22 protein-coding genes are annotated in these 22,793 nt (G+C 46.0%); 5 read left to right on the forward strand and 17 right to left on the reverse strand.

Translation table 11 applies throughout. From position 1 onward, the window contains the following. Position 1 precedes the first annotated feature (1 nt). The 4 genes from ACKTT1_RS06100 to atpC are packed head-to-tail and all read left to right on the forward strand — an operon-like array spanning position 2 to position 4,235. Positions 2-1,519: a F0F1 ATP synthase subunit alpha gene (locus ACKTT1_RS06100; protein WP_412708942.1), complete on the forward strand. Its 1,518-nt coding sequence runs from the start codon at positions 2-4 to the stop codon at positions 1,517-1,519. Continuing rightward, positions 1,516-2,388: a FoF1 ATP synthase subunit gamma gene (locus ACKTT1_RS06105; RefSeq protein ID WP_412708943.1), complete on the forward strand. Its 873-nt coding sequence runs from the start codon at positions 1,516-1,518 to the stop codon at positions 2,386-2,388. Before ACKTT1_RS06100 ends, ACKTT1_RS06105 begins: the two co-directional genes overlap by 4 nt. Beyond that, a complete protein-coding gene (atpD, locus tag ACKTT1_RS06110) occupies positions 2,389-3,822 on the forward strand; it encodes a F0F1 ATP synthase subunit beta (RefSeq protein ID WP_412708944.1) in 1,434 nt (477 codons plus the stop codon). Further along, the gene (gene atpC, locus ACKTT1_RS06115) at positions 3,819-4,235 is read left to right on the forward strand and encodes an ATP synthase F1 subunit epsilon (protein WP_412708945.1); all 417 of its coding nucleotides are present in this window, start codon (positions 3,819-3,821) and stop codon (positions 4,233-4,235) included. The genes atpD and atpC overlap by 4 nt, the downstream gene beginning before the upstream one ends. Before the next feature lie 10 nt (positions 4,236-4,245). Here the strand turns inward: atpC and wecB are convergent, their stop codons facing one another. From wecB to ACKTT1_RS06195, 16 genes are all read right to left on the reverse strand, one after another. Continuing rightward, positions 4,246-5,385, reverse strand: coding sequence for a non-hydrolyzing UDP-N-acetylglucosamine 2-epimerase (gene wecB, locus ACKTT1_RS06120; RefSeq protein ID WP_412708946.1), 1,140 nt, complete (start codon positions 5,383-5,385; stop codon positions 4,246-4,248). Then, positions 5,372-6,421, reverse strand: a complete 1,050-nt coding sequence (locus ACKTT1_RS06125) for an MraY family glycosyltransferase (RefSeq protein ID WP_412708947.1) — start codon at positions 6,419-6,421, stop codon at positions 5,372-5,374. The genes wecB and ACKTT1_RS06125 overlap by 14 nt, the downstream gene beginning before the upstream one ends. Before the next feature lie 6 nt (positions 6,422-6,427). Further along, the gene (locus ACKTT1_RS06130) at positions 6,428-6,898 is read right to left on the reverse strand and encodes a deoxycytidylate deaminase (protein ID WP_412708948.1); all 471 of its coding nucleotides are present in this window, start codon (positions 6,896-6,898) and stop codon (positions 6,428-6,430) included. Continuing rightward, positions 6,879-7,334 (reverse strand): ribose 5-phosphate isomerase B, encoded by a 456-nt coding sequence (gene rpiB / locus ACKTT1_RS06135; protein ID WP_369019167.1) that lies wholly within the window; start codon positions 7,332-7,334, stop codon positions 6,879-6,881. Before rpiB ends, ACKTT1_RS06130 begins: the two co-directional genes overlap by 20 nt. A gap of 5 nt (positions 7,335-7,339) precedes the next feature. Further along, positions 7,340-8,206: a peptide chain release factor N(5)-glutamine methyltransferase gene (prmC, locus tag ACKTT1_RS06140; protein ID WP_412708949.1), complete on the reverse strand. Its 867-nt coding sequence runs from the start codon at positions 8,204-8,206 to the stop codon at positions 7,340-7,342. A gap of 2 nt (positions 8,207-8,208) precedes the next feature. Beyond that, positions 8,209-9,279, reverse strand: a complete 1,071-nt coding sequence (gene prfA, locus ACKTT1_RS06145; RefSeq protein WP_369019165.1) for a peptide chain release factor 1 — start codon at positions 9,277-9,279, stop codon at positions 8,209-8,211. Continuing rightward, positions 9,260-10,168, reverse strand: coding sequence for a DUF1385 domain-containing protein (locus tag ACKTT1_RS06150; protein ID WP_412708950.1), 909 nt, complete (start codon positions 10,166-10,168; stop codon positions 9,260-9,262). Before ACKTT1_RS06150 ends, prfA begins: the two co-directional genes overlap by 20 nt. Beyond that, entirely contained in the window at positions 10,153-10,809 is a 657-nt protein-coding gene (gene thyX, locus ACKTT1_RS06155; RefSeq protein WP_412708951.1) for an FAD-dependent thymidylate synthase, read from the reverse strand. The genes ACKTT1_RS06150 and thyX overlap by 16 nt, the downstream gene beginning before the upstream one ends. A gap of 6 nt (positions 10,810-10,815) precedes the next feature. Next, positions 10,816-11,022 (reverse strand): 50S ribosomal protein L31, encoded by a 207-nt coding sequence (rpmE, locus tag ACKTT1_RS06160; RefSeq protein WP_412708952.1) that lies wholly within the window; start codon positions 11,020-11,022, stop codon positions 10,816-10,818. Between the two features lie 66 nt (positions 11,023-11,088). Further along, complete coding sequence (rho, locus tag ACKTT1_RS06165) at positions 11,089-12,357, reverse strand: transcription termination factor Rho (RefSeq protein WP_412710560.1); 1,269 nt, start codon at positions 12,355-12,357, stop codon at positions 11,089-11,091. A gap of 171 nt (positions 12,358-12,528) precedes the next feature. Then, positions 12,529-13,284, reverse strand: coding sequence for a nucleotidyltransferase family protein (locus ACKTT1_RS06170; RefSeq protein WP_412708953.1), 756 nt, complete (start codon positions 13,282-13,284; stop codon positions 12,529-12,531). 16 nt (positions 13,285-13,300) lie between these two features. Continuing rightward, positions 13,301-14,200 (reverse strand): 4-(cytidine 5'-diphospho)-2-C-methyl-D-erythritol kinase, encoded by a 900-nt coding sequence (ispE, locus tag ACKTT1_RS06175; protein WP_412708954.1) that lies wholly within the window; start codon positions 14,198-14,200, stop codon positions 13,301-13,303. 2 nt (positions 14,201-14,202) lie between these two features. Further along, positions 14,203-15,018 carry a glutamate racemase gene (gene murI, locus ACKTT1_RS06180; protein WP_412708955.1) on the reverse strand — a complete coding sequence of 272 codons (816 nt, stop codon included), beginning with the start codon at positions 15,016-15,018 and terminating at the stop codon, positions 14,203-14,205. Between the two features lie 5 nt (positions 15,019-15,023). Then, the gene (locus ACKTT1_RS06185) at positions 15,024-16,631 is read right to left on the reverse strand and encodes a CTP synthase (protein ID WP_412708956.1); all 1,608 of its coding nucleotides are present in this window, start codon (positions 16,629-16,631) and stop codon (positions 15,024-15,026) included. A 16-nt stretch (positions 16,632-16,647) separates the two neighbouring features. Beyond that, complete coding sequence (argS, locus tag ACKTT1_RS06190; RefSeq protein WP_412708957.1) at positions 16,648-18,309, reverse strand: arginine--tRNA ligase; 1,662 nt, start codon at positions 18,307-18,309, stop codon at positions 16,648-16,650. A 104-nt stretch (positions 18,310-18,413) separates the two neighbouring features. Beyond that, a complete protein-coding gene (locus tag ACKTT1_RS06195) occupies positions 18,414-19,328 on the reverse strand; it encodes an isoaspartyl peptidase/L-asparaginase family protein (protein WP_412708958.1) in 915 nt (304 codons plus the stop codon). A gap of 219 nt (positions 19,329-19,547) precedes the next feature. Here ACKTT1_RS06195 and mnmG point away from each other — a divergent pair, with 219 nt between their 5' ends. Beyond that, positions 19,548-21,446 carry a tRNA uridine-5-carboxymethylaminomethyl(34) synthesis enzyme MnmG gene (mnmG, locus tag ACKTT1_RS06200; RefSeq protein ID WP_412710561.1) on the forward strand — a complete coding sequence of 633 codons (1,899 nt, stop codon included), beginning with the start codon at positions 19,548-19,550 and terminating at the stop codon, positions 21,444-21,446. Positions 21,447-21,470: 24 nt separating this feature from the next. Here mnmG and glnA read toward each other — a convergent pair whose 3' ends face one another. Beyond that, entirely contained in the window at positions 21,471-22,790 is a 1,320-nt protein-coding gene (gene glnA / locus ACKTT1_RS06205) for a type I glutamate--ammonia ligase (RefSeq protein WP_412708959.1), read from the reverse strand. Between the last annotated feature and the right edge of the window lie 3 nt (positions 22,791-22,793).

Here is a 22,793-nt window from a genome sequence, read left to right on the forward strand (position 1 = left end):
CATGTTTTCGGTGTCAGAGGTCCTGCAGAAAGCAAGAAAGGCTGTAAAAAAATTTAAACTGGAACCCGAAATCGGAGAAATTGGTTATGTAAGAGAAATCAAAGATGGTATTGCGATTGTGGATGGACTCCAGGAAGCCTTCATGGGGGAAAAAGTGCTATTCGAAGGAGAAATTCCGGGACAGGTTTTTTCTTTAGAAAAAGACTCTCTGCAATGCATTATATTTGGTGACTATACCCAGCTCTCTACTGGTAGCCAGGTTTTTAGGAGTGGAGAACAGCTTACTATTCCTGCCGGGGAAGAACTGTTGGGAAGAACTATTGACCCTCTGGGCAAGGCCATCGACGGCGAAGAACCCCCCTCTTGCAAAGAAAAGAGACCAATTTTCTTTGAGGCACCTCCGATTACTGCCCGTCGACCCGTACAGAGAACCCTTTTTACAGGCATTAAAACCATTGACGCCGTAATTCCCTTAGGAAAAGGGCAGCGGGAGCTAATAATAGGGGACCGTCGCACTGGTAAGACCTCCATAGCTTTTGACATCATTCTTAACCAGAGGGAGAAAAAGGTAATATGCATATACGTAGCCATCGGGCAAAAACTTTCTGTTGTCAAAGAGCTGGTAGAGAATTTGAAACGTTACCAGGCAATTAACTACAGTATAATAGTTTGTGCTTCCTCGGAAGACCCACCAGCAATGGTATATCTTGCACCCTACAGCGGCTGTGCCATTGCCGAGTACTTTATGTACAATGGGTATGATACGCTGATTGTTTACGATGATTTGACTAAACACGCCGCAAGCTATCGCGCTCTTTCTTTACTAATGAAACGCCCTCCAGGAAGAGAGTCTTACCCCGGAGATATATTTTATATCCACTCCAGCCTCCTGGAGCGCAGTGCCCAATTAAACGAAAAGTATGGAGGAGGCTCCATGACTGCCTTACCGATAATTGAAACTCAGGAAGGAGACATCTCGGCGTACATTCCAACCAACCTCATTTCGATAACTGATGGCCAGATTTATCTCGAGAGTGCTTTACTTGCGCGAGGTTTTGGACCTCCTATAAACGTAGGGCTATCAGTATCCCGAGTTGGGGGTGAAGCACAAACCCCAATCATGAAAAAGGTCGCGCGACGGGTGCGTCTTGATCTTTCTCAATACTTCGAACTTGAGGAGTTTGCTCGTTTCAGTGCTGAACTTGATGAGGTAACCCAGAAGCAACTTAACCACGGAAAGCGGGTTTTTGCCCTTCTTTCTCAGCCGCCATTTTCACCCCTCGATATTGCCCTTGAAATATTGGTTATTTTTGCAGCCACGCGTGGTCTGGTTGATGAAATCCCCCTGGAAAGATTACGAGAATGGGAAACACTTCTCTGTAAAAAAGTAGCAGAAGAAAAACCGGACCTTCTGGAAAGATTACGCAAAGAGAGGGATTTATCCACGGAACTTGAAGAAAAAATGCGCGATTATATCCAGAATTTCAACCAGCTTTACCTTAAGGGGCAAATCCAATGACCAGGTTAAGTGATATTAAGCGAAAAATAGACCTGGTTAAAGACATAGAGCACCTCACTCGCACCATGAAGACCATATCAGCAATTCGCTGGAGAATGGGCCGCAATTTATTACAACCAGCTGTGGATTTCCGTTTGAAACTGGAACTGGCTCTGGAGTTGGTAGTTTTACACCTGGAAACATCGACTCTCTTTTCAGAAAGGAAACTGGCCCTTCTGGGGATTTTCTCAGACCGGGGTCTGGTGGGTGGATTTAATCAAAGCATTGCAAGACAGATGCTCAAATTTGCTCAGGAGACACAGGGCCCATCCAGAGAAATTCAGCTTTTGGTGCTGGGCAAGCAGGGCAGAAACCATTTGATGAACCAAGGTTATCCAATTGCTTTTTCTCAACCTTTAAATATTGTCCGCATCCCCAGCTACGAACAAATAAGAGAGTTAAGTTACCAGATAAAAAACTTTTTATTCCAAGAAAGCTTTGACTCTCTTTATCTTTTTTACAATACCTACCTTTCAGTTACCCAGTACCAGCCGACTCAAAAAAGAATACATCCTTTTTATCCTCAATCGCAATATCTCCCACAAGATACAAAGACTACCTCAAAGAGTGACTTTGAAATTTTTGCTAATCCAGAAGCGCTGTACAGGTCCCTTCAAGAAAAATACTTCAGTGCCTGTCTTTACGAAGCGGTAATCCAGTCTTTCATGAGCGAGCAGGCAACCCGCTTGAGGCTTATGGACAGCGCAACCACTCACTCAAGGGAAACCCTGGAAACCCTTGGCCTTCTCTACCACAAAAGGCGACAGGAAAAAATAACCAGAGAGCTAAGCGAGGTCATATCGGCTTCCATAGTGGAGGGGGCAATGTAAGTGGAAAGAAGCAGTGGTTTGGTTGGAAGAGTGGTCAGGATAGCCGGTCAAGTAGTGGACGTAGCTTTTCCGGAAGAAGAACTACCAGCTATTCACAACATACTGGTCATCAAACAACGCAATAACTCAGAAGGGGATACTTCCCCGCTTCTACTCGAAGTGCAAAGTCATCAGGGAAAAGGAGTCGTGAGGTGTCTGGCACTTCAGGATACCAGAGGTCTGCAGCGGGGAGCAAAAGCCTACGATTCTGGTACTCCTCTTATGGTTCCAGTTGGAAAGGAGACCCTGGGAAGAGTGTTTAACGTTTTTGGTGAACCAATTGATGAACTTGGCCCTCTAAGGAATCCTCAAAAAAGCTCCATACATAAGTCTGCACCCCCTTTTACCGAAAGGATAGCCTCAACTCAGATATTTGAAACGGGCATAAAGGTCATCGACCTGCTCTGTCCTTATCTTCGGGGTGGCAAAACGGGTCTCTTTGGTGGTGCTGGAGTGGGAAAAACAGTACTGATAATGGAACTCATCCATCGCACTGCAACCGCCCACCGGGGAGTGTCGGTCTTTGCAGGCGTTGGTGAGCGGATGCGTGAAGGCAACGAGCTGTGGCTCCAGATGCAAAAAAGTGGTGTTCTGAACCACACTGTTTTAGTTTTTGGACAGATGAACGAACCCCCCGGGGCACGTTTCCGGGTTGCCTTTTCAGCACTTACTATGGCCGAGTTTTTTAGAGACGTGCTCTCTCAGGACGTTCTGTTGTTTATCGACAACATCTTTCGCTACATTCAGGCAGGAGCTGAGGTTTCGGCCCTGCTCGGTAGGTTGCCTTCAGCAGTGGGCTACCAACCCACACTGCAGGAAGAAATTGGCATGGTGGAAGAAAGGATAACTTCCACCGTAAACGGTTCAATAACTTCCGTACAGGCAGTTTACGTCCCCGCCGACGACCTGACTGATCCAGCTCCAGCAACCACTTTTGCACATCTTGACGCCAGTACAGTGCTTTCCAGAAAACTCTTTGAGCAGGGTTTCTACCCAGCAGTGGACCCCCTGCAATCCAGTTCCCGTGCCCTGAACACCCTGGTTGTAGGTGAACGCCACCTCAAACTCGCCCAAGAAACCAGAAAAATTATTGCCCACTACCTGGACCTACAAGACATCATAGCTCTTCTGGGCATTGAAGAACTCTCTGAAGAAGATAAAAAAATAGTAAAGCGTGCCCGACGACTGCAGCGCTTTCTTACGCAACCTTTCTTCGTAGCAGAAAACTTTACCGGACTACCTGGCGTCTTTGTTCCCCTTAAGGAAACTCTGCAGGGAGTAGAAATGATTGTAGAGGGAGAGTGCGATGACTGGCCGGAACAGGTCTTCTACATGGTGGGTAGCATTGATGAAGCAAAAGCAAAATTTGACCAGTTGAAGAGCAAAAGCCGATGAAAGAGCTTCAGGTAATACTGCTGACACCAGAGGTAAAAACAGTCCTTTCCGGGGTAAGCCACCTTATTCTGGAATGCCCGGACGGGAAAAGAGGCATTCTGCCAAGACATGCTCCTGCGGTAATCGAGTTAGCCATAGGAGTTCTGGAAGCGCGCTTTCAGGGTGGAGAAAGAGAATATTACGCCATTTCAGGCGGAGTGGCAGAAATCACTCCTGAAACAGTGACCATTCTCACTGAGACCTGTGAAAAGGGGAACGAAATCGACGAATTCAGTACCAGAAGAATCTTAGAAAACACCAGGAAAGAAATACAAGAAAAAAGGGGAGATCCGGAAACCATCCGCCTCGAGGCCAGATTGCTGTTCTCTCTGGCAAAACTTAAAGCCAAAGAACTTAGCCAGAAAAGAAGCTAAAAGTGTTCCTTCAGCCTTTGAATTCCTCTACCCCCTGAGTACAAAAACCCAGGAAATTCTCTATTGCCCGCTCTATGCGCTCTGCTGCTTTGCCGTCACCGAACACGGAACGGGGAATGCGTTCTCCCCCGGCAAGAAGTCTTCTTGTTGCTTCCTCAACTATTTTTTCTTTTGAACACCCAACCAGAGCACCCAGGCCCGCCTCGAGCAACTCAGGTCTTTCAGTAACCTCTCTGGTAACCAGAACCGGTACTCCCAGCGCTGGTGCTTCTTCCTGAATACCCCCTGAATCACTTATTACCAGGTTACTTCTTGCAAGGAGCTTTATAAAGTCCGAATAGGCGAGGGTTGAAAAGAGAAAAACATTGGGTATACCCCTCAACAGGGAATAAACAGTGCCTTTGACCACCGGATTGGGATGAACAGAAAAAAAGAAGTTCACATCTTCAAACTTCTCCGATAATTCCTTAATTGCAAAAGCGACTTCTTCAATCCCCTTCCCCCAGTTTTCTCTCCGGTGAGCCGTTACAGTAATCACTTTCCTGGAAATCTTGAGTGCTTCTTCGAGTGTTTTGTTTATAAAGTCTTTTTTTTGAGTCAGGATTAGTTGCAAAGCATCGACAATAGTATTACCGGTAACCACAACCTTCCCCTCGTCTATGCCCTCTCGAAGCAGGTTTGCCTTAGCTCTCTGGGTAGGAGCGCAGTGAAGGTCAGCAAGGCGAGCCACCAGAGCTCGATTTATCTCCTCAGGAAAGGGTTGAAACTTATTCCCAGTTCGTAAACCCGCTTCGACGTGAACACAAGGAACCTGGCAATAGAAAGCAGAAAGCGCTCCGCAGAAAGCAGTGGTGGTATCTCCCTGGACGACCAGTAAATCCGGTTTTTCAAGCGTTACTATCTCTTCTAAACGAAGGCATAATTTCCCAGTCAAGCGTCCCAGGCTCTGGCGCTCACTCATGACTCTAAGATCATACCCAGGAGTGATTTCGAACAAATCAAGGAATTCTCTGGACATTTCCCGGTGCTGACCAGTGTTCACAACCACGCAGGAAAAGTGCTTGTGGCGCTGGAACCTGAGAATGAGAGGGGCAAGCTTTATGACTTCTGGTCTGGTGCCTAAAACAAAAAGCGCTTTAGCTCTGCCCAACAGGTTTTTCTCCTCCTGCTTCAGTAACACCAAGTTGAAGGCCCCATCTCATAAACAAGAAAACCACCACCAGAACCAAAAGAAGTGAATAGGTACTGTTCTGGAGATAGCGATTGATGAAAATTGCTACCACACTGAAAATTAGGCTTATGGAATAAAAAACCAGAACCGCTTTTCTGGTGCTGTAGCCGCGTTTCAGCAATCGGTGATGCAGGTGTCCTTCATCGGGTGACATCAAGGGCAAGCGATTTTTTTTGCGCCGCACGATGGCAAAAAAGGTATCAAAGATGGGAATACCCAGAACCAGAATAGGCACCAGGAGCGTAAAGGTAGCCGTACTTTTCAAGGAACCCTGAACGGATATGGTTGAAAGGACTATGCCTGCAAACAAAGCGCCTCCATCTCCAAGAAAAATGCGAGCCGGAGGAAAATTGTAACACAAAAAACCAAGCTCTGTTCCCATGAGCAAAAAGGCAACGAGAGCAGCAAGACTCCTTCCCTCTTGCAAAGCAACTACACCCAGGGTAAAGGAAGCAATAGCAGCAATGCCAGAAGATAAGCCATCCATACCATCTATAAGATTCAGGGCATTGGTTATACCCAGCATCCACAAAAAAGTTAAAGGATAACCCCAGGCACCGAGATACAGAATGGCCCCCCAGGGAAGAGTAAAAAAACTGATAACCACGCCTGAAACCATTAAAAGAACTATTCCTACGACCTGACCAAAAACTTTTAGCGGGGGAGAAAGTGAGATAAAATCATCTATCAAGCCGGTTAGAAAAACCACAGAAATACCAAGGAAAAAGAACGCTGGAAGTTCCAAGCCAAACCAGAAATTGCTTCCCAGGAGAATCAGCATGAAAGGTAAGTAAACCGCCAATCCCCCAAGACGAGAAACGGGACGTGTGTGAATCTTGCGCACGCCCTGAGAACTATCGAGCCAGCCTTTGCGATGGCTGAGCCTGATAACCAGAGGAGTAAGTATCATAGAACCCAGAAAACCCAGCATAAAAACCAGAATCAGGTTACCCATAAGAACCTATTTCCTCAAAAGAGATTCACCAGAAAAAGGAATCATCTCTATACCGGCTTCCTGCAACATCTCGTCAGCCAAAGGGTCAGGGTAATGGTTCTGATATACAATCCGCACTATTCCAGCATTAATAATCATTTTGGCGCAGAGAATACAGGGCTTATGAGTGCAATAAAGAGTAGCTCCCCGAGTACTTACCCCGTGAAGTGCTGCTTGAATAATCACGTTTTGCTCTGCATGGAGTCCTCGACATAGCTCTTGCTGCTTGCCAGAAGGAACACCCTGCTTGCTTCGCAAGCAGGTTTCCAGAGTGCAGTGTTCAATACCCGAAGGAACACCATTGTAACCGGTAGCCAGAATCCGCTTTTCTCTGACCAGCACCGCACCTACCTTTCTGCGTAAGCAGGTAGAGCGAGAACTCACCAGTTCGGCAATGCTCATGAAGTACTCATCCCATTCAGGTCTTTTGACTTCCATCTTGTTCAAACTCCACAATTTTCTCTACTCTTCTCTGGTGTCGCCCACCTGTAAACTCAGCACCTAACCAGCTACGCACGATTTCACGCGCTAGTCCCTTACCAATTACCCGTTCTCCAAGAGTCAGCACGTTAGCATTGTTGTGCTCCCGCGAAGCTCTGGCGGAGAACACATCATGACAAAGAGCTGCTCTTATCCCCTTCACTTTATTGGCTGCGATACACATCCCAATTCCGGTACCACAGACCAGAATAGCTCTATCGCCCTTACCTGCTAAAAGATCCTTGCTGACCAGAAAAGCAATATCTGGATAATCACAGGGCTCAGCGCTGTAAGCTCCGTAATCAATCACCTCATGTCCCAATTCTTTCAAAAATCCCTTGAGATCCTCTTTTAAAAAGTAACCTCCGTGATCGCTCCCTATGAGTATTTTCACTCCGGCTACTCCTTTCTTTTTACAGCAGTCGCTCTGTCTTTGTGGGCATAATCCCTGATGGTATAAAGATACTCCCAAGTTTCCAGTTTTTCAATCTCTTTACGAATAAGCTCGCTTTGAGCAGGATCATGTTCAAAGAAAAGCAGCCCTCCCTTTTTAATCCAGGAAGCTCCCTCCAGCAACAACCTCCTTATTATTAATAAGCCGTCTTCTCCAGCAAGCAGGGCTTCCCGGGGTTCGTAAAAGCGAATTTCTTTGGGGAGCAATTCCCAATCTCCTGTCTTCACATAGGGGGGGTTGGAAACCACAGCGTCAAAAAGAATGTTTTGGCCTTTAAACACCTCAAAAAGGTCCGACTTCAAAAAACTACAGCGGTTTTCTATACCAAGACGGCAGGCATTTTTTTCGGAAAGAGCAATAGCCCTTTCTGAAATATCCACTCCGTAAAGCTTAACCTGCGGTACCCAGAATGCACAAGAAAGCCCTATAACCCCACTCCCACAACCCACATCACAAAGAAGAAGTTCCCTTGCGCTGGCCTTTTTAAGGGACAGGATGACCTCTTCCACCCAACACTCGGTATCCAGACGTGGTATGAAAACCCCCTCTTCAACGTAAAAGGGGAGAGACATGAACTCCCACTCTCCAATCAGATACTGAATGGGGACGCCTCTGGCGCGTTCTTTAAGAAGGGCATGTAGCTTCTTTAGCTTTTCTTCTTCAAGGCTAAAATCCCAGAAAAGATGCACACGCGAAGGATCAGTTCCCAGCACAGAAGAAAGCAAAAGCCGAGCCTCTCTTGTGGGTGAGACAACACCAACTCTTTTAAGCAACCCAACTGCCTCTTTCCAGGCCTCGCGAACCTGAAGCACTCCTAACCAACCTTTTCAAGCATCCGGCTTCTTTCTTCGGCAGCAAGCGCCTCTACTATTTCCTCCAGGTCTCCCTCGAGAACATCTTCGAGGCGATAAAGGGTAAGGTTAATACGGTGATCGGTAACCCTGTTTTGAGGAAAGTTGTAGGTTCTGATTCGTTCACTTCGTTCACCACTCCCAATCTGGCTCTTACGCTCCCGGTCAATTTCTTCTTTCTGTCGACGACGTTCCAAGTCCAGAATCCTGGCGCGAAGTATTCGCATCGCCTTAGCTTTGTTTTTGTGCTGTGATTTTTCATCCTGACAGGTTACCACAATACCCGTAGGCAGGTGAGTTATCCTCACTGCGGAATCGGTGGTGTTGACGCTCTGTCCCCCGGGGCCTGAAGAACGGTACACATCTATTCTCAAGTCTTCGGGTTTTATCTCGACATCCACTTCGTCAGCTTCGGGAAGAACAGCCACCGTAGCCGTGGAAGTATGAATTCTCCCTCCAGCCTCGGTAACAGGAATCCTCTGCACCCTGTGAACCCCACTTTCGTATTTGAACTTGCTATAAGCACCTTTTCCCTCTATCGCTACAATAACTTCCTTAAAACCCCCAAGCTCGGTAGGACTTGCACTCATAACTTCAACTTTAAAACCCTGTCTTTCCGCAAAGCGAGTATACATCCTTAGTAGGTCAGCAGCAAAAAGCGCTGCTTCTTCTCCACCAGTACCAGCCCTTATCTCAATGAGGGTGTTTTTTTCATCGCGGGGGTCTCGAGGAAGCAATAAAATTTTTATCTTTTCTTCGCTTTCCCGTATCTCCTTCTCCAGCTCCTCTATTTCTTCCTCAAGCAACAGGCGCAACTCAGGGTCTTTTTCTTCTTTAAGAAGTTCTCGGTCTTCCCGAAGTCGGGCTTCTTTTTCACGGAGGGCTTCATACTCTTTAACCAAGGGTTCTATTTCACTCAACGTCTTGGAATACTCTCGCAATAAAGCAATATTACTGGCTATCTCAGGCTGAGCCATTTTTGCAGTGATTTCTTTGTATTGCTCTACCAGCTCCTCAACTTTTGACCTCCACATAGTCCTCACCTTTCCTCAAACTTTCCTTCAGGGCAACAATGGCAACTTCAAGCTGAGAAACATCGGGTTCGCGAGTGGTAATTTTTTGCAACCAGAGGCCAGGAAGTGAAAAGTAGTACGCTATCCTTTTATTCTGATAACGTGAAAGAAATTTTATGGCTTCATAGGCCAAACCAGCCACCAGAGGAATGATAAGAATTCTGCTTACTATTCTGGTCAAAACACCTGGTCTACCTAACAGGGAAAAAATAAAAATACTGATCAACATAACAATGACCAGCCAGTTGGTACCACAACGTGGATGCAAGGTGGTAAATTTAAGGGCATTTTCCGGGGTAAGTTCTTCCCCGTGTTCAAAGGCAAAAATTGCCTTGTGTTCTGCCCCATGATACTCAAAAATACGCCGGATGTCCTTTAAGCTGGAAATTACCAGAAGATAAATGATAAAAATGAGCACTCTTATTAAGCCTTCCACAAGGTTGTAAACAAAAGTAGAACCAATAAAACGATCCAGGAAGGAGGTCAGGAAAGTGGGAAGAGCGACAAAAAGCCCAGCAAAGAGCGCTACAGCAAGAAGCATAGCTATGGTTATATCAAAGGGGGAAAGCTTTTCATCTTCTTCTTCCAGCACCACAGTTGCAGAGTAAGAAAGAGCGCGCAGACCAACGGCCAGTGAGTCCACCAGATTAACCACTCCCCGTATCACAGGGAGAGAAAGAAATTTATGTTTTTTCCAGGGAGGAACAGTTTCAAAACTCTTAAGGACAATATCTCCCTTCGGTTTCCTCACCGCTATAGCCAGGCGCCTGGGGCTCCGCATCATAACCCCTTCGATAAGGGCCTGTCCTCCCACATCAATTCTATCCTGGTTACCTAATTTTTCTTCCATGGATGACCACAACCTTTTTCTCCTTCCGGACAAACCCCTTTCACACAGGGGGGACCTGCCTCTTCGAAAATGGAAGGAGCAATTTCTTTAACAATGTTAAGCATCAAAAATGCCAGCTCTCGTATCTCCCACTGTGCCCGGCTGCACAACCTCAAGCTAAAAAAATGAAGGAGCTCTCGTGCGTTGGCTGTAAATACCAAGTTTGTTTTCACTGCTTGAGGTAGGACAAACCTGGCATCCTCTTTGGGCAACCCTTGCTCTACCATCTTATTATACGCATCCAGAGCTACTTTGACCACTTCCTGAAAAATTTCAGCTGCTTCTTGATTCTTGGCTATGGAAGGAGGAATTACGAAAGAAGTCCGTGTTAAATCTGTGTACCTTTGACTTTGCTGAGAATAAGAAGCGATACGATGGCGAACTAACTGATGAGAAGCCACCCGGGAGAGACCTTTAATCAGAAAAGTAAAGGAAGCATGCTCTAAAACGGAATAGTGGCCCCGGGAAACCAGTTCTCGAATTAATCTGCGTGCTTCTTCAATTGGAACTTCCTGAGGAGGGGAGAAACTGTAGCACACCCTGGCCGAGCGAGCAACCACCTGCTCCGGATCAGGGGTGTGCGCAATAAGCGATACTTCCATGAACGATCAGTAATCTTCGCCATATTTCGCGTAAAACTTGTCCACCCTTCCCGTCGTATCCACCAGCTTTTGCTGCCCGGTAAAGAAAGGATGGCACTTCGCGCAAATCTCCACCTTGATTTCTGGAAACTTGGTGGAACGGGTCACAAAGGTATTGCCACAAGCACAAATTACTCTGGTCTCTTTATATTCGGGATGAATTCCTTTCTTCATTTCTTCATCACCTCTACCAAAAAGTGCAGGTTATTATATCACAGAGCCAAAAAGGGTGTCAAAAACTCAGCGCAAGGTCTTCGAGACCTGATCAATAATCTTCAAAAATTCTTTGTTAGAACGGGTATTTTTAATACGGTCGATAACCATTTGTGCAGCCTCTTGGGTGTCCACATTGGCAAGCAGCTTTCGCAACATCCATATTCGTTCCAGGTCTTCCTTTTTAAGGAGCAGCTCTTCGCGTCGAGTTCCAGAACGGTGAATATCAATAGCCGGGAAAATTCTACTTTCTGCAAGTGCCCTGCTCAGGTGAAGCTCCATATTTCCAGTCCCCTTAAACTCCTCGTAGATAACCTCGTCCATACGGGAACCGGTATCAATGAGGGCAGTGGCCAGGATAGTAAGACTACCACCTTCTTCAATGTTGCGGGCTGCACCAAAAAAGCGCTTCGGCCAGTGGAGAGCCAAAGAATCTATTCCTCCAGAGAGCGTCTTCCCGGTATTGGGCACTACCAGGTTATTAGCTCTGGCCAAACGGGTAATGCTATCAAGTAAAATTACCACGTCCTTACCTTCTTCAACCAGGCGCTTTGCTCTCTCCAGAGTCAGTTCAGCAACCCTCAGGTGGTTCTCTGGTTTTTTGTCAAAAGTTGAGGCGATGACCTGCCCCTTAACTGAGCGCTCCATGTGGGTCACTTCTTCAGGGCGTTCATCAATGAGAAGCACGATGAGCACCACATCAGGATAATTAGTGGCGATACCATTCGCAATCTTTTCAAGCAAAATGGTCTTTCCTGCTTTGGGTGGTGCTACTATCAAGCCCCGCTGCCCTTTGCCAATGGGAGCAAACAAGTCAATGATCCGCGTGGAGATCTCTGACGGCACCGTTTCCAGGACGTACTGTTCATTGGGGAAAGTAGGAGTAAGATTTTCAAAAAGGGGTCTCTTTTTAGCTTGTTCTGGTTCTTCATCATTGATGGCTTCGATACGCAAAAGAGCGTAATAGCGCTCACCCTCCTTAGGTGGACGCACTTGGCCGGCAACCTTATCACCACTACTCAGACCGAAGCGTTTAATCTGAGAAGGTGAAACGTAAACATCATTCTCGGTAGGCGCAAAATCGTCAGAAGTGCGCAAAAAGCCGTAACCTTCAGGAGTAACTTCCAGTATTCCCTCGCTGAAAATATACCCTTTGGACTCCGTTGCTTTCTTTAATATTTCAAAAATGAGATCGCTCTTTTTCTTCCTGCTATATCCTGAAATTTTGAGGCTCTGAGCAATCTCTGCAAGTTCTGCGTTGGTTTTTCTTTTAAGCTCAGCCAGAGAAAACTGCAGACTTACATCATCTCTGCTTCTTTTTGTCTCAACCTTTGTATCGGGAGTCAATTCTTCAATCTCTTCAAGGTCTTCAGAAGTTTCGTTTTTGACCACGGTTTCGTCCTCTTTTTTCTTCTCTTCCACAGTTATTTCGCTATTTTTGGTTTCTTCGTTCAAGGCAACCTCCTCCTAACTTCTCTTTTTAAGAAATTCCTTAACCATCTCCACATGTTCCGCTCGATCTACATCAAACCCTATCTCGGGATAGGGGGTAATAATTGCCTTACCTCTAATGCCAGTTACTTTTTCCACTCTCTTTTCTATTTCTTCAATAGTCAACATTCGCAACAGGTACTTAACGATAATGGTTAAGCCCAGTAATCTTGCGATAGTCAAGGGATTTTTGCGGCTCTCAACAATTTTTTCTACCAAATCTCGCTTTTTCTCAAAAACGCTGGGGTCCAGATACAGGATATTGCCTCCAGTAAATCTTCCATCACGAAGAGCAGCAAAAGTCCTGCGACTCTTTCCAAACTTCTTAACATAAGACTCCTCACGAATAATGGGGTAGTAAAAATCGGCTTCCTTTTTTGAGCAACGCAAAAAGAAATCCTCAATCATTTCCCCTTTTATCAAGGGGATATCACAACTTGCTACCAGCACTTTCTCCTGGGTCCTCAAAAATTCCAACCCTTGCAAGGCACTCTGGAATGGGTTATCTCCCGGAGCAACAACAGCATCAACCAGTTTACCAATTCGTGACTGAAACTCCCGGACTGGGCCAACAACAACTACTCTATTTATCGAGGAAACGCTTCTGAGGGCTTCTATCACATATTCTATCATAAACCTGTCTTCAATGACAAGCAAGGCCCGGTTTCGAACCCCAAATTTTTTTTCGATTTCCCCTTCCCCTCCACCAGCAAGAATTAAAGCATCAGCCATATCCTATACCCTCCCTCTACAAAAAAGCAGGTAACGCTGGTTCTTGACAAAGCGTCCTGCAAAAGACGATCCGCACGGGTTCATCCCTGAAAAGTTCCATTATCGTGTTTTTAGTTCTGTGGTTCTCCTGAGGAAGTACACCCACCAGAGTGGAACCACTACCGCTCAAAAAAGCTTTTTCACAACCAGCCTGATACAGTTTTCTTTTATAGGAAAACAGTTCCGGATAACTTGCAAATACCACCTCTTCAAAGTCATTATGAACATCTCGAAGAAGAGAGTCCTCGCTTTCTACAACCAGAACATTGTTCCACTCGTCTTTTTCTCTAAAGCTTTGGGAAGTTCCTACCTTCAGGTCCCATGCCTGATACGCCCAGGCTGTGGAAATACCAAAAGATGGACAAACCAGGACCACCTCTCTTTGCGGAGGATCGGGAATGGGAACGATGACTTCACCCTTTCCCCTAACCAGAGCGAAAACATAATCACTTGCAAAAAAAGGTACATCGGACCCCAACTGTATCGCAATTTTAACTAATTCTTTTTCATCCAATCCCAGCTTCAAAAGCTTGTTCAAGACTCTCAAAAGAGTGCCTGCGTTAGAACTCGCCCCACCTAAGCCGCTCTGTTGAGGAATGCGTTTTAGAATTTGAATCTCAAAGCAAAATCTTTTCAAAGAGGGTTTAATCTCCCGTATTAAATGCAAAGCCTTCATTAAAGGACTGTTTTTATCGGTGGGTATACTCTCTGAACAGGTAACCACATCTTCCGAAGCTGGAAAAAACACTCTCACCTCGTCACCCAGAGATATTTTTTGCATGACAGTAATAATGTTATGATAACCATCAGAGCGCAAAGAACCAATATGCAAACGCCAATTAATCTTGGCATGGGATAAAAAGCGGTATTCAATCACGGCTATGAACCAAAAGCTCTTACTTTACAGGAATTTTCGGAAACAAACATCCGGAGCAAGTTCTCAAAATGCCCCACATCTCCTCTAACCAGACAACGAACCTCGCTTTTTCCAGAATTGCTCTCGACAATACTTTCAGTGTCCAGAGCCTTTTGAAGTTCAAGCGCGCAAGCTCGTGCTGGGTTTACCAGCGTTAATCCTGAACTGTCCCCAAGTAGTTGCTCAAAAAAGGTTTCAATCAGAGCAAAGTGAGTACATCCCAGAATTAAGGTGTCCACGTCTAAGGATGTAAACCGCTTAAGCCTCGTTTTTATTTCCTTCCGCCAGAAAGGTGTGTCAAAAGCACCTCTTTCTACTTCTTCAATAAAATCTGGCCAGGCCTCTTCATAAACCGTAATACTGTTATCCAGGCTTTCAAAGAGCCTTGCAAAGCGCTTTGAACGCACAGTGGTTCTGGTTGCCAGAACGCCAACACGCTTTTTACGTGTTACAAACGCAGCCTCGCTGACCGCAGGTCGCACAATATCAAAGATGGGGATTGGATACCTTTTGCAAAAATCTTCAAAACAGACAGAGCTCAGCGTACCACAGGCAATGACCAGAGCCTGAACACGCTCAACCCTGGTCAAATACTCGATGATTGGAGATACCAGAATTAAAAGTTCTTCTTTGCTCTTTTCCCCATAGGGAAAATTGGCAGGGTCAGCAACGTAAATAACGTTTCTGACAGGGAAAACCTCTCGCACTGCTTTTACAACACTGAGACCACCAACGCCAGAGTCTATAATACCCAGAGAACTGTTCACAAAGGTTTTCATCTCATTCACCGCTTCAATTTGTGCTGATAAGCCGCTTCTACAAACCCCAAAAAGAGTGGATGAGGTCGGTTAGGTCGGGAAAGAAATTCCGGGTGGAACTGAACACCCACAAACCAGGGATGATCAGATATTTCGATGATTTCCACTACTCCATATTCCGGGTTGTAGCCAGCCATGGTCATACCCGCTTTTTCCAGAGTAGACACAAACTCGGCATTGAGTTCATAACGATGCCGATGTCGCTCGAAGACCTTTTCTTTACCATAGAGATTTTTGCTTTTAGAGTCACTGAGCACACAGAGGTAATTCCCTAACCGCATAGTGCCTCCCTTTTCCCTCTTGCTTCGCTGGTCAGGAAGAAGGTCTATTACTGGATAAGGAGTGTCAGGGTCGAATTCTGTGGAATTAGCACCTTTCAGATTAGCAACGTTTCGGGCAAATTCTATAACCGCAGCCTGCATGCCTAAGCAAATACCAAAAAAGGGCACCATATTTTCCCGCGCAAAACGTACTGCTTCCACTTTGCCTTCAATTCCCCTCTGCCCGAACCCTCCAGGGACCAGTATTGCATCCACTTTTTGGAGACAGCAGAGGTCGCTGTTGACCAGGTTTTCAGCCTCTATGGGTATTACTTTGACCTTTAGACCGAGATGAGCACCAGCATGCCTCAAGGCCTCACATATACTGAGGTATGCGTCTTTGGAAGCAACGTACTTGCCAACCAGCCCCACACTGACTTCTTCCCGGGAGTCCTTGATCTTTTCCACAATCTGAATCCACTCGCTGAAATCAGGACGAGCCTTATGCAAAGAGAGCCTCTCGGTTATTAATTCGCCTACTCCACTTCTTTCCAAGATTAAAGGCACTTCATAAATTGATTCTGCATCGGGAACTGGTATAACAGCGTCTCGCTGAATATCACAAAAGAGAGCAATCTTAGAAATAACTTCTTCAGTAATGGGATAAGAAGAACGACAAACTATAATATCGGGCTGAATACCGATGCTGCGTAATTCTTTAACACTGTGCTGGGTAGGCTTGGATTTGAGCTCTTTAGCTGCTTCAACGTAAGGTACCAGGGTAACGTGAATATAAAGGCAGTTTTCTTTGCCCACATCGTTTTTGATTTGACGAATCGCTTCCAGAAAAGGAAGGCTTTCAATATCTCCCACAGTCCCCCCAATCTCTACGATAGAAACCGAGGCAGCAGCTTTTTCACGAAGGGAAAAAATTTCTTCTTTGATTTGATTGGTAATATGGGGAATAACCTGTACCGTGGCACCTAAGTAATCCCCTCTTCGTTCCTTGCTTATAACCGAACTGTAGATTTTCCCTGTAGTGACATTGCTGGATCGGGAGAGCTCTTCATCTATAAAGCGCTCGTAGTGACCCAGGTCCAGGTCTGTCTCTCCACCATCATAGGTAACAAAAACTTCCCCGTGCTGATAAGGATTCATGGTACCTGCATCCACGTTGATATAAGGGTCAAACTTTTGCATGGTCACTTTCAAGCCCCTACTTTTCAAAATGCGGCCTATGGAAGCAGCAGTAATGCCCTTACCTAGAGAGGAAACCACACCACCGGTTATAAATATGTATTTTCCTTTAGCCATACTCGTATAACCTCTCTTACATTGTTTGAAGAGCATTTATTCCAAGAATGTCCAGTCCGTTCTGGAGCACAATTTGTGTAGCACGACACAAAAGAAGCCTAGAATGAGTCAAACTCGGGTCTTCTCTGTCAACTACCCGATAAGAGTTGTAAAAGCTATGGAAAAGAGCAGCCAACTCATGCAGGTAATTGCAAATCATGTAGGGTTGTCTGGCTACAGCACTTCTTCTAATCAGTTCCGGGAAGTAAGCAATTTTCTTGCCAATTTCCCTCTCTTCCAGATTGGAAAACGTTAAAACCTCGTAATTCTCCTCTGGAACTGAAAATCCTTTCTTCTCGGCTTCCCTGAATAGAGAACAAATCCTGGCATGAGCGTATTGAATGTAATAGACGGGATTTTCCATTGATTGTTGCTTAGCTTCCTCAATATCAAAGTCAAGATGTGTTGCCGGGTCGCGCATAAGAAAGTAGTAGCGCGCTACATCAACACCAACTTCATCCAGGAGCTTTCGGAGAGGCACAAATTCACCCTGCCGAGTTGACATACGCTCTGGTTGTCCGCCTCTGAGAAGAGTTACAAATTGCACAATGAAAACCTCTAAAAAGTCTTCGGGCAGACCCAGAGCTCTCATAGCAGCCTGCATCCTGGGTATGTATCCATGGTGATCTGCCCCCCAGACATCAATGACCTTGTCAAATCTACGCTCAAACTTATGATAGTGATAGGCTATATCAGAAGCAAAATAGGTGGGCAACCCGTTTTCTCTGATTAAAACTCTGTCCTTGTCGTCGCCCCATCTTGTGGTCTGCAACCAGAGCGCTCCGTCTTTCTCATAGGTGTAGCCTCTCTCCTTGAGGAGAGAAAGTACTCTGTCCACATATTTTTTCTCGTAAAGTTCTCGCTCGCTAAACCAGACGTCAAATTCTACCCTGAAACGAGAAAGGTCCTGCTTAATTTCGTCAAGCACGTGGCGCACCGCATATTCTTTTAATACCCTCAGGCGCTGCTCATCGGGATAAGAAAGGACTTCTTTGCCTTTTTCTTCCAGAAATTTTCGGGCAATATCAATAAGATATTCTCCTTGATATCCTTCTTCTGGAAGCTGGGCATCTTCGCCTAAGAGCTGGCGCAACCGAGCCTCAAGCGATAAACCCAATAAATCTATCTGTCTTCCCGCATCGTTTATGTAATACTCTTTCTCTACTACAAATCCAGCTTTCTTTAGCAATCTGGAGAGCGCATCACCAAAAGCCGCGCATTTTCCGTGACCGACATGAAGAGGACCGGTAGGATTGACACTTACAAACTCTACCTGGATTCGCTTCCCACTTCCTAAGTTGAGGTTGCCATAGTTCTCTTTTTCCTGAAGAGCTTCTTTGAGAAAAGAAAGCACTATGGGGTCATAAAGTAAAAAGTTGATAAAACCGCCCCCGGCTACCTCCACTCTGGCAATATCAGCTAATTCCTTCTCCAAACCTGGAACTATCTCTTCTGCCACCTTAAGAGCGGGCTGTTTGAGCTTTCGCGACAAAAGAAAAGCCGCGTTGGTTGCAAAATCACCGTGTCTCTTATCTCTCGCCGGTTCAACGTTAAAAGGTACATCTCCCAAGTTCGGGAAACAATCGGTTATTACTTTTGTAACTTTCTGATGGATTAAATCAGTTATAAGACGGCTCATTCCTTTCACTCCACACCACAAGAAACTCGAATATCCCCAAATTTTTTACTGGCTCATTATATATTTTTTCTCAATCTGCTTCAACAAATCACAAAAAGGTCCAGTCACAACCGCTTAAAAAGCAAAGGTTGCTCGGATGCAACGGTGAGATAAGCGAAAGAAAGATTTCCTCCATTCTGGCCCCACCCAAATTCTCCCCGAGCATTGATAGCTATAGCACCACAAGTAACATTCCATTCTCTGGCCATTTCCATACCCCGATTAACAGCTTCCTGAGGAGAAAGGGTTTCCATCCACTCTGCAATTCTCCTTGCCAGACCCAGTTTGATAATCCCTTCGCCTTCCCCAGTCATAGACACTGCCCCAAACCGGCAGGCATAGGTACCACAACCCGGGATGGGAGAATCACCAACTCTTCCTGGAAGCTGCATTTCAATGCCCCCAGTGGAGGTCCCCGCCGCCAGATGACCTGTACTATCCAGTACCACCGCGCCCACCGTGCCAAGACCCAAGTCCTTTAACTTTTTTCTGGCCTGCTCCAGGTAATAAGCGTATATTGAGTTCTGCTCATTGGCTGCCTTTTTCAAAGAATTTTTGAGCGTTTTCACAGTAAGCTCTGACACTGGATTGTAAGATTCAAAACCCAGAAGACGAGCAAACAGATTGGCACCCTCACCAACCAGTAAAACGTGAGGCGTTTTTTCCATTACTCCTCTGGCCACTGATATAGGATGGCGAATGGCTTTAATCCCCGCTACACCCCCGCAGGAAAGGTCATCCTTCATGATACTTGCTGACATTTCCACCTCACCAAGCAAATTAGGGTAAGAACCAGTGCCAGCGTTCAAGTGGGGGTCATCCTCCAGAATCTTTACGGCTTCTTCAACCGCATCCACTGCGTTTCCAGAGGAGAGAAAATCAAGACCTGTCTGACAAGCTTTAATCAGGGTTTCTTCAATATCTGGAATTTCATCCTTGTAAATACCACCGTGAACAGCAATAGCTCCCTTCTGCAACATACAATTCCCTCCAGTCCAAACGATTACTTCACTTCGCGCGCACCGAAGACCTGAAAAAACACGTAGAAAATTATACTGCATTTTAAAAACAACGGTTTAAAAGTTTTGAAAAGATTCGATTGCAATAAACTTTGAAAATAGACCAGTAAAATGGTAATATCTCTTTTCAGTAGATGGGTACAGAAAAAGTAATTGACCAGAAAGGTGAGCGTGAAGGTGATGACAAACCTGCACTATGACGTGATAGTCGTTGGAGGCGGACACGCAGGTTGTGAAGCTGCACATGCAGCTGCCTCCATGGGGCTTAAAACAGCTCTCATTACCATGACCGTGCATGGTATTGCCCTGATGCCCTGCAACCCAGCCATAGGAGGACCTGGTAAGGGCCACGTGGTGAGAGAAATTGACGCTCTGGGAGGATTGATGGCCCGAGTAACTGACCTGACTACAATTCATATTAAAAAGGTAAACACTGGCAAAGGCCCAGCAGTTCAAACTCTGCGCGCTCAGGTTCAGCGCGACCGTTACAGCCTGACTATGAGAGAGTTTTTAGAAAAAAACCCCTACCTCGACCTTATTCAAGGTGAAGTTGAAGAACTGCTTCTTGATGGAGAGGGTAAAATAAAAGGAGTCAGAACCAGATACGGGAGCACATTTTTTGCGCCTGCGGTTGTCTTGACCACCGGAACTTTTCTAAACGGCGTTATACGAATAGGAGAACTTAGCTACCCTGCAGGAAGGCACGGTGAATTTCCTGCTCGTGGGTTGAGCGAGTCGCTCAGAAAAATTGGCCTTACACTGGGCAGGTTAAACACCTGTACTCCTCCCCGTCTGGATAGAAGAACCATTGATTTTTCAAAAATGGAGGAACAGAAAAGTGACGAAGAACCACTTTGCTTTTCCTTTGAAGGAACTCCCAGAGTATACCAGGGTTGCTCGGTATTCATCACTCGCACTACTCGAAAAACCTGTGAAATTATAAAGTCCAATTTTCACCGTTCTCCCCTCCTTTATGTATTCGCCGATTCTTCCCCGGTGAGAGAGTGCCCATCACTCGAAGACAAGGTTTACCGTTTTCCGGACAAGGAAAACCATCTCATTTTTCTTGAGCCAGAAGGTAAAGACACCAATGAAATCTACGCTCAGGGAATATTTACTTCACTCCCTGAGGAAGTCCAGCTACAAATAATTCATTCCATCCCGGGACTGGAAAAAGCCCATATCATAAGGCCAGGATACGGAATAGAGTACGATTTCGTCCCACCCACCCAGCTCAAAGCCTCGCTGGAGTGCAAAAAAGTACCGGGTCTCTTCCTGGCAGGACAGATAAACGGTACTTCAGGTTACGAAGAAGCAGCAGGTCAGGGAATAATTGCAGGCATTAATGCCGCTCGCTACGTTCAGGGTAAACCGCCCATTATTTTGGGGAGAAATGAAAGCTATATAGGTGTCATGATAGATGACTTGGTTACCAAAGGAGTTGAAGAACCTTACCGCCTGAGAACGGGGAAAGTCGAGTATCGTCTTGCCATCCGCCACAGCAATGCTGATTTGCGCCTTGCTCATCATGCTTTCGAAGCTGGAACCATAAGTCGAGAACGATACCAGAGAGTTCAGGAGAAGAAACAAATGATTCAGCAGGAAATCCGCCGCCTTGAGGAAACCCCCATTTCACCCTCTCCAGAGCTAAATGCTTTGCTGGAGCGAAAAGAAACTGCTCCCATCAAGGAAACTACTCGACTCGCAACCCTGCTCACCAGACCACAGATAAGCTATTTAGACCTGGCTCCCTTCGATCCCCAGAGACCTTTCTTGCCCCCCCAGATTATTGAGGAAGTAGAAATTGAAATCAAATATCGTGGCTACATTGAGCGACAGCAAAGAACGATAAACGAGTTTCTACGTCTGGAGAGAAAGGTTATTCCTGGAGACTTTGACTATTCATCTGTTACTGGCCTTTCTCAGGAAGCCAAAGAACGGCTCGAAAAAGTCAGGCCACAAACTCTTGGGCAGGCTTCACGGATCCCGGGAGTCACGCCTTCTGATGTTCTGGCTCTCTCCATAATACTTGAAAAATATCGGTCCGACAGAGACCGCTCCACTACCGGCAGAGCGTAGAGGCCAGTCAGACGCTCTGCCGGTTCAATAAAGCTCCAAATAGCGCTCAATTTCCCAGGGGTGCACAGTATTTTTGTACTCTTTCCACTCTTCTCTTTTTGCTCTCAAGTAATAGTCGAGGATATGGGGTGTGAGTGCATTTTTTATAACCTCATCTTCCTCAAGAAATCTCAATGCCTCTTCCAGGGAAGAAGGAAGGAAGTCTATGCCCCACTCCTCTCGCTCTTTGTCACTCACCTGGTAAAGATTAACGTTATTCAGGGGCTTCCCAGGGTCCAGCTCCCTATCCACACCGTCCATGCCAGCAGCAAGAATTACCGAAAAAGCAAGATAAGGATTGCAAGCAGGATCGGGATTTCGCAGTTCGGCTCTGGTTCCCTTACCTCGTTGTGGAGGAACACGCACCAGAGGGCTACGGTTTTTTTCAGCCCAGGCTATATAGACCGGCGCTTCATAGCCAGGGACTAATCGTTTGTAGGAATTAACCAGGGGGTTGGTAATCGCTGTATAGGCACGAGCATGTTGCAGAAGACCTGCTATGAACCCCCGGGCTATTTTGCTAAGACCATCAGGAGATTGAGGGTCATAAAAGAGGTTCTTTTCCCCTTCAAAAAGCGAAATGTGGGTATGCATGCCTGAGCCAGCAACACCAAAAAAGGGCTTGGGCATAAAGGTGGCTACATAACCCCTGCGCAGAGCCAGCGTCTTAACAGCTATTTTCAGGGTAATGATATTATCGGCAATGCTTAGGGCGTCTCCATATTCAAAATCAATCTCATGCTGGGAGTGCCCCACTTCATGGTGAGCGGCTTCAATGTTCAAGCCCAATTTTTCCAAAGCAATGACCATATCACGGCGCAGGCCCTCTTCGGTATCCAGAGGCAGAAGGTCGAAATAACCGCCCTTATCACTGGTCACAATTTTTCCCTCGCTATAGCGGAGAATAAAAAATTCCGCTTCCGTACCCACCTTAAGAGCCCATCCTCTTTCGCTGAGCTTTTCAAGACACCTTTTCAAGTTGGTGCGGGGGCAGCCTTCAAACAGCTCTCCATTGGGCTTTTTGACATCACAAATCATTCTGGCGACTTTTCTCTCCTCTTCCCAGGGCAAGACCATAAAGGTGCTGACATCCGGGAAAAGCTTCATGTCTGACTCTTCAATGCGCACAAAACCTTCTATCGAAGAACCATCGAATCCTACTCCCTCATAGAGAGCAACTTCCGCCCTCTTAACGGGGATTTCAACATTTTTCGGTATGCCAAGGACATCGACAAACTGCAAACGCAGAAAATCGATTTTTAGCTCCTTTATCTTGTAGAGCGTTTCCTTCAAACTATCACTCATTCA

Source organism: Atrimonas thermophila, from assembly GCF_045864955.1.
GTDB classification, from domain to species: domain Bacteria; phylum Atribacterota; class Atribacteria; order Atribacterales; family Thermatribacteraceae; genus Thermatribacter; species Thermatribacter velox.

Bases quoted from the DNA above. Each gene is read 5' to 3' on its own strand.
- ACKTT1_RS06125 (WP_412708947.1), bottom strand. From the start codon at position 6,421: ATGGGTAACCTGATTCTGGTTTTTATGCTGGGTTTTCTGGGTTCTATG.
- murI (WP_412708955.1), bottom strand. From the start codon at position 15,018: ATGAAAACCTTTGTGAACAGTTCTCTGGGTATTATAGACTCTGGCGTT.
- glnA (WP_412708959.1), bottom strand. From the start codon at position 22,790: ATGAGTGATAGTTTGAAGGAAACGCTCTACAAGATAAAGGAGCTAAAA.
- atpC (WP_412708945.1), top strand. From the start codon at position 3,819: ATGAAAGAGCTTCAGGTAATACTGCTGACACCAGAGGTAAAAACAGTC.
- prfA (WP_369019165.1), bottom strand. From the start codon at position 9,279: ATGTGGAGGTCAAAAGTTGAGGAGCTGGTAGAGCAATACAAAGAAATC.
- ACKTT1_RS06105 (WP_412708943.1), top strand. From the start codon at position 1,516: ATGACCAGGTTAAGTGATATTAAGCGAAAAATAGACCTGGTTAAAGAC.
- ACKTT1_RS06150 (WP_412708950.1), bottom strand. From the start codon at position 10,168: ATGGAAGAAAAATTAGGTAACCAGGATAGAATTGATGTGGGAGGACAG.
- ACKTT1_RS06170 (WP_412708953.1), bottom strand. From the start codon at position 13,284: ATGGCTGATGCTTTAATTCTTGCTGGTGGAGGGGAAGGGGAAATCGAA.
- ACKTT1_RS06130 (WP_412708948.1), bottom strand. From the start codon at position 6,898: ATGGAAGTCAAAAGACCTGAATGGGATGAGTACTTCATGAGCATTGCC.
- ACKTT1_RS06100 (WP_412708942.1), top strand. From the start codon at position 2: ATGTTTTCGGTGTCAGAGGTCCTGCAGAAAGCAAGAAAGGCTGTAAAA.
- ACKTT1_RS06185 (WP_412708956.1), bottom strand. From the start codon at position 16,631: ATGGCTAAAGGAAAATACATATTTATAACCGGTGGTGTGGTTTCCTCT.
- thyX (WP_412708951.1), bottom strand. From the start codon at position 10,809: ATGGAAGTATCGCTTATTGCGCACACCCCTGATCCGGAGCAGGTGGTT.
- ACKTT1_RS06195 (WP_412708958.1), bottom strand. From the start codon at position 19,328: ATGTTGCAGAAGGGAGCTATTGCTGTTCACGGTGGTATTTACAAGGAT.
- mnmG (WP_412710561.1), top strand. From the start codon at position 19,548: ATGACAAACCTGCACTATGACGTGATAGTCGTTGGAGGCGGACACGCA.
- rpmE (WP_412708952.1), bottom strand. From the start codon at position 11,022: ATGAAGAAAGGAATTCATCCCGAATATAAAGAGACCAGAGTAATTTGT.
- argS (WP_412708957.1), bottom strand. From the start codon at position 18,309: ATGAGCCGTCTTATAACTGATTTAATCCATCAGAAAGTTACAAAAGTA.